This is a genomic window from Serratia sp. 506_PEND, from assembly GCF_001076875.1.
GTDB lineage: Bacteria > Pseudomonadota > Gammaproteobacteria > Enterobacterales > Enterobacteriaceae > Serratia > Serratia marcescens.
Genome location: NZ_JVEL01000159.1, coordinates 1 through 4675, shown reverse-complemented (window position 1 = coordinate 4675; position 4675 = coordinate 1). Strand labels below are relative to the sequence as shown.

The 4675-nt window shown below is 55.4% G+C and carries 7 protein-coding genes and 2 tRNA genes; 5 read left to right on the top strand and 4 right to left on the bottom strand.

Going from position 1 to position 4675, the window contains the following annotated elements:
- A partial coding sequence (locus tag ADK28_RS32665) for a hypothetical protein (protein WP_204375363.1) occupies positions 1–231 on the bottom strand: 231 nt, incomplete at its 3' end.
- A 515-nt stretch (positions 232–746) separates the two neighbouring features.
- Here ADK28_RS32665 and ADK28_RS04090 point away from each other — a divergent pair.
- A tRNA-Cys gene (locus ADK28_RS04090) sits at positions 747–820 on the top strand.
- Positions 821–830: 10 nt separating this feature from the next.
- Positions 831–916: transfer RNA gene (locus tag ADK28_RS04085), tRNA-Leu, on the top strand.
- 178 nt (positions 917–1094) lie between these two features.
- On the opposite strand, the gene ADK28_RS04080 is transcribed toward ADK28_RS04085, so the two are convergent.
- Positions 1095–2435 carry an anaerobic C4-dicarboxylate transporter gene (locus ADK28_RS04080; protein ID WP_004927934.1) on the bottom strand — a complete coding sequence of 447 codons (1341 nt, stop codon included), beginning with the start codon at positions 2433–2435 and terminating at the stop codon, positions 1095–1097.
- Between the two features lie 120 nt (positions 2436–2555).
- Here ADK28_RS04080 and ADK28_RS04075 point away from each other — a divergent pair, with 120 nt between their 5' ends.
- The 3 genes from ADK28_RS04075 (at position 2556) to ADK28_RS04065 (ending at position 4065) form a co-directional block, all read left to right on the top strand.
- Positions 2556–3125 carry a PaaI family thioesterase gene (locus ADK28_RS04075; RefSeq protein ID WP_239686203.1) on the top strand — a complete coding sequence of 190 codons (570 nt, stop codon included), beginning with the start codon at positions 2556–2558 and terminating at the stop codon, positions 3123–3125.
- Between the two features lie 141 nt (positions 3126–3266).
- Positions 3267–3548: a hypothetical protein gene (locus ADK28_RS04070; protein ID WP_048794959.1), complete on the top strand. Its 282-nt coding sequence runs from the start codon at positions 3267–3269 to the stop codon at positions 3546–3548.
- The gene (locus tag ADK28_RS04065; RefSeq protein ID WP_048794958.1) at positions 3514–4065 is read left to right on the top strand and encodes a hypothetical protein; all 552 of its coding nucleotides are present in this window, start codon (positions 3514–3516) and stop codon (positions 4063–4065) included. Before ADK28_RS04070 ends, ADK28_RS04065 begins: the two co-directional genes overlap by 35 nt.
- 56 nt (positions 4066–4121) lie before the next feature.
- On the opposite strand, the gene ADK28_RS04060 is transcribed toward ADK28_RS04065, so the two are convergent.
- Both ADK28_RS04060 and ADK28_RS32390 read right to left on the bottom strand, forming a co-directional pair.
- On the bottom strand, positions 4122–4391 hold the full coding sequence (locus ADK28_RS04060; protein WP_016928237.1) for a hypothetical protein: 270 nt from the start codon (positions 4389–4391) through the stop codon (positions 4122–4124).
- A 96-nt stretch (positions 4392–4487) separates the two neighbouring features.
- Positions 4488–4675: hypothetical protein (locus tag ADK28_RS32390; protein WP_053093507.1), on the bottom strand; the 188-nt coding region annotated here is incomplete at its 5' end.

Genomic DNA, 4675 nt, shown 5'->3' with positions numbered 1-4675 from the left:
GGTCGCGAGTTCGAGCCTCGTTTCCCGCTCCAAATATTGGCCTGTTGAATCCCCGCGATTCGGCAGGTAAGAGAAAGGGGCTTCGGCCCCTTTTTCGTTTTCTATTCCTTTGCCGTCCGGCGAAACCTGTCTGCATCTTCCTGCATCGACTATTGTCCCTATCTCTCCTGTCGTTTTCCTGCCGTAGGATGCCCCGTTGAACAGCGAAAACAGGCACATTTGATTGGGCATCTGCCGGTGCTTTGTGGGGGATTGATGCCGACCCATCGTGCGCTGGAAAACCTGACGTCAGTCTCCAGCTTTGCAGTTACGTTGGCCGTTCAGGGCGGCGGAGATTGCGCGATGTCTCCCATGATGATGTTTTGCATGATATCCCATCATCATAAGCGGGTGAAAAGCCGGAGAGAGGTGCGTAAGCGATTCATGTCGAGAAAAAAGATCCGATTTGCCCGTGAATCCTCGAGCCGATGCATATAAAATCAACATTCCGCTTGCCTTTCCGTTGGCATTGTGAACAGTGCGCCCACAAAATAAGCAGTTGAAAGCGTTAGAGAACTTTTTGCTATTTCGGGGGGTTGCCAAGGTGGGGGGTTTAGTCCATAATGCAGTCCATCGATTCGGCGGTAACGAAATAAATTACTTAAGAATCAGATGATTAAGATATGCGATTTCAACATCGCAGTTAAAAAGAACAAAACGAAGTGGGTGAATCACCGGCTTTGGCCTGAAAAGGCAAACAGAATAAAGGCGCGTTAACAAAGCGGTTATGTAGCGGATTGCAAATCCGTCCAGTCCGGTTCGACTCCGGAACGCGCCTCCAACTTTCCCGAGCCCGGGTGGTGAAATCGGTAGACACAAGGGATTTAAAATCCCTCGGCTTATGGCTGTGCGGGTTCAAGTCCCGCCCCGGGTACCAGGGAACGAAAATACCGAATAATCAAAGCAATAAGTAGTAATGTCGTAGACCGCCGAGAGGCGGTTTTTTTGTTTCTGTCATTCGCATTACACCTGCATTCTTCCCTGTCTTGTCATGTCTTATACCCATGGATTGTCATCCTGCTTGCAGGGAGCCCCGCAGGGCTCCGAAGTACAACTCATAAGAAACCGAACGCCGCAGCGAGGATCCAGCCGAAGACGCAGGAGACGCTGACGCCGATCAGGCCGGGCAGAATAAAGCTGTGGTTGATCACGAAGCGGCCGATGCGGGTGGTGCCGGAGCGATCGAACTGGATTGCCGCCAGATCGCTGGGGTAGGTTGGCAGAATGTAATAACCGTAACAGGCCGGCGCCGAAGCGACGATATAGGCAGGGTTAACCCCGATCGCCAGCGCCACCGGCACCAGCGCCGCCAGTGCGGCGGCCTGCGAGTTGACGAATTTCGACACCAGCAGCAGGATCAGCGCATAGGCCCAAGGGTACTCTTTCACCAACACACCCAGTGTGGCCTCGATCTGCGCCAGGTGCGCGCCGAACATGGTTTCCGCCATCCAGGCAACACCATACACCGCCACGATGGCGATCATGCCGGAACGGAATACCTCGTTTTTAGAGATAGACGCCGGGTTGGTGCGGGTGATGATAACGATCAACGCCCCGGCCATCAGCATGCACATCTGGATCACCAGAACCATGGAAAGTGGCTTGCCGCCGAAGCTGGGCCGCAGGCCGGAAAAGGCTCCCAGCACCGCCACCAGGGCGATGGTGGCGAGGAAAATCCACATGGCGATCCAGTTGCTGCGCGGCAATACCCGGTCCAGCAGGGTAGCGGCGTCGCCGTAGACGTAGCGATGGTTTTCCGGCACCGAGATGAACTTCTGGAACTCCGGGTCTTTGTCCAGGTCTTTGCCGCGGAACCAGCTGAAGATGCCGATCGCCAGAATGCCGCACAGCGTCGAAGGGATGGTGATAGACAGCAGATCGAGGAATTCCAGATGGCGGCCATTGAAGGTGTAGCTGCTGAGCATCGCCACCAGTGACACCACCGCCACCGACACCGGGCTGGCGATAATGCCCATCTGCGCGCCGATCGAACTGGCCGCCATCGGCCGTTCCGGGCGGATATTGTTTTTGATCGCCACGTCATAGATGATCGGCAAGATGGTGTACACCACATGGCCGGTGCCGCACAGGATAGTGAGAATGCAGGTGACGAAGGGGGCGATGATCGAGACATAACGCGGGTTGCGCCGCAGCATTCGCTCGGCGATCTGCAGCATGACGTCCAACCCGCCTGAAGCCTGCAGGGTGGCGGAGGCCGCCACCACCGCGATGATCACCAGCATCACGTCTACCGGCGGTTTGCCGGGCTGCAGGTGAAAGCCAAACACCAGGATCATCAAACCGATGCCGCCCAGTAACCCCAGCGCAATGCCGCCCTTACGCGCCCCATACAGCAGGCATGCCAATATAACCGCTAATTGCAGAAAGAAATCCATGATAGATACGCCTTAATAATGTTGAACTTAACTGCGTTCAGTTTCCGGCGGTGTTTACAGTAGAAAGTTGTTTTAAATCTAAAGGCGCTAAAAAATTGTGGTTATTAGCTCTAAAGAGTGATGACGGTCACGTTCAGAGAATCTGAAGAGCAGGCGGCTGACGACATCAGCACGAAAAAGCAAGTTAAGAGGTCAGACCTCTCCTATATAACCGGTTTACCACCAGAGGAGAGAGCAATGGACCCGACAAAAATGACCGGGCTGGCGTTATTACAGGCTGCGATGGCTGGCAAGATCCCACCGGCCTCGATCGCTGAAACCGTGCCCATGAAACCGGTCGCGGTGGAAGAGGGGTATATCCGCATCGCGGCGCGGGCCGACGGGCGCCATCTGAATCCACTGGGGGGCGTACATGGCGGTTTCGCCGCCACGGTTTTGGACTCGGTGACCGGTTGCGCGGTGCACAGTACGCTGGGCGCGGGGATTGGCTATGGCACCGTCGATCTGCAGGTTAAAATGTTGCGCCCTGTGCCGAAGGAAACTGATCTGATCGCCGAGGGGCGTCTGGTCTATGCGGCGAAGAACGTCGCTTTCGCTGAAGGCACGCTCAAAACGGCGGAAGGGAAGCTGCTGGCTTCAGCAACCGCCACTTGTTTTATTATTCGCCCCGCCGAACAAGCACCGCAATAACCTGCTCTTTATCGGGCTTCGGGCTATCAACCCGGAGCCTGATGCATTTATCTTTGGCTGCATACCTTGCTGCGCTACGATGGCAGGCGCGATACGCCATTGTGGTCTAGTATTCTTGGGTGAAAATTTATCGGGGTGATTATGCAGCCGTATAAAGAGGTTGAGTTTGATCATGAGCTTTGTCTGGCGATCGGCAAAGCCGTATTAGACGTGGTGGCGCAGGGGGAAGAAACCAGCGCTCCGGCGGTGATGAACGCGATTGAGCGGTCGGTGGAGCAAGGGCTGGATGATGACGAAACCGCCATCGCCGACGACGCCCTGGATTTGATGGCTCGTCTCATCCACGGCTTCAGATTCATTAATCTCGTGGGTGAAGAGGATACTTCCCATGCATTGGTTGAATTTCAAGCGCTACAAGAGTGACGTTGCCAAACAGGCTGTGCCGCCGCATTTGAATGCGGCTGAGTTTGCGCGGCATTACGCTGACAAGCCGCAAGCCGATACGGAAGAGTACCTTTCGTTGAGCGGGGAGATGTGCTGGGATGCGGTGGTGCTTTGCGCTCATCGTTCAGGCGCGTTCAGCAAGGCGAAATACAAGCAGCTGTGGCTGACGGTGTTCGATAAGCAATACAAACATTTCGTCAGCCCTGATGATACCGAGATCCGCACCATGGCGGATATGCTGCGCGCGCCGCAGGGATGTTTTATCGGTATATTTTCCCTGCGCGACGCGGCGGCGCCCCGTTTGCTGCATGCCATGATCGGCACCGGCGCGGGATTTGCCGCGGGCAATAAAAATCTTTGCATCGGCGTGGGGGGCGCGGTCGGTTGGGAAAATCTCAATCTGGCGCGCGATCTGCGCTGGCAGCCGGAAGGCGGTTTTTTACGCCAGGGCGACAACGAAGTGCTGCGCATTTTTTATCGGCCTTTCCCCGCCTGAACCACCGGTCCGCAGGCTTTTTAGGATAAAAAACCGCCGCCCGGCGGTTTTTTTGCTTACTTAAACCCGCCGTTGCGCATGAACTCAAGACCGGCGGTGGTGATCCGCGTTTGGTGCGGATCGATATCATAGTTGTTCTCGTCGATGTCGCTCATCACGTAGGCTTGTATCAGCCCCTTGGTTTTGAGATAGGCGAAGGGATCGGCGAAGGCGTGCGGGCTGGTGGCGTCCTGCTTCCACAGTTCGTAGGTTTTTTCATCCAGCGTGCCGGGGTGATTGGCGGCCAGCCGGGTCAGGATCTGATTGTAGAACTCATAGTCGGTCATGATGCAGTCCTCTTTATCGCGAGCGACAGTCTCGGAAAATAGCGTAACGTCTATCAATCATAGCCGAAGTTTTCCACCGCCTGCGGCGGCGTCGGGTTAGCCGCGTTGGCTTTCAATCCAGTGAAACAGACGTGAAATGCTGCAGGTGATATCGCCAATGTTGAAGAGCGCGCCGAGCCACAGGGCCAGCATCACCAGGATGCCGATGATGATGGGAAAGTCCATTTTGCTCATGATTATGTTCTTCATCAATAAAGAGTGTGCGGCAAAGCGTACCACCAATC

Bases quoted from the DNA above. Each gene is read 5' to 3' on its own strand.
- ADK28_RS04070 (WP_048794959.1), top strand. From the start codon at position 3,267: ATGCAGCCGTATAAAGAGGTTGAGTTTGATCATGAGCTTTGTCTGGCG.
- ADK28_RS04065 (WP_048794958.1), top strand. From the start codon at position 3,514: ATGCATTGGTTGAATTTCAAGCGCTACAAGAGTGACGTTGCCAAACAG.
- ADK28_RS04060 (WP_016928237.1), bottom strand. From the start codon at position 4,391: ATGACCGACTATGAGTTCTACAATCAGATCCTGACCCGGCTGGCCGCC.
- ADK28_RS04080 (WP_004927934.1), bottom strand. From the start codon at position 2,435: ATGGATTTCTTTCTGCAATTAGCGGTTATATTGGCATGCCTGCTGTAT.
- ADK28_RS04075 (WP_239686203.1), top strand. From the start codon at position 2,556: ATGACGGTCACGTTCAGAGAATCTGAAGAGCAGGCGGCTGACGACATC.